We start from the raw sequence: 258 nt of genomic DNA, 5'->3' as shown, positions 1-258 counted from the left end.
CGGCCATCAACGAAGGTTGTAACGTGCTGGGATTCGGTTTTATGGACAAAGAAGAGCTCGGCGAGCGCCTGGTGCAGGCCTGGCAAAAGAAACACGGCGCTTAAGTATGAAAGAGCAATTCACCACCACGGTGAGAGTCACTGGCAAGGGCGAGGCCAAAGCGCGCGCCTTTGCCGATGCCCTGAACCACGTTCAGGCTGCGGTGATGAAAGCGTCGCCGCATATCTTACTGCGTATTGAGCCACAGGATGTGCAGGT

Annotated in this window: 2 protein-coding genes; both read left to right on the top strand. The window is 56.2% G+C overall.

The annotated features are described in order from the left end of the window. Positions 1-104, top strand: a 104-nt coding sequence (locus FDX22_RS23960) for an SFCGS family glycine-rich protein (RefSeq protein ID WP_304571814.1), incomplete at its 5' end; no start/stop codon positions are given. Positions 105-106: 2 nt separating this feature from the next. After that, the coding region (locus tag FDX22_RS23955) for a DUF4312 family protein (RefSeq protein WP_146717890.1) at positions 107-258 on the top strand (152 nt) is incomplete at its 3' end.

It is taken from the genome of Citrobacter sp. TBCS-14 (assembly GCF_005280805.1).
Taxonomy (GTDB): Bacteria; Pseudomonadota; Gammaproteobacteria; order Enterobacterales; family Enterobacteriaceae; genus Citrobacter; species Citrobacter gillenii.
The sequence above is the reverse complement of the archived record's forward strand: the minus strand, read 5'-3'. Positions and strand labels throughout refer to the sequence as shown.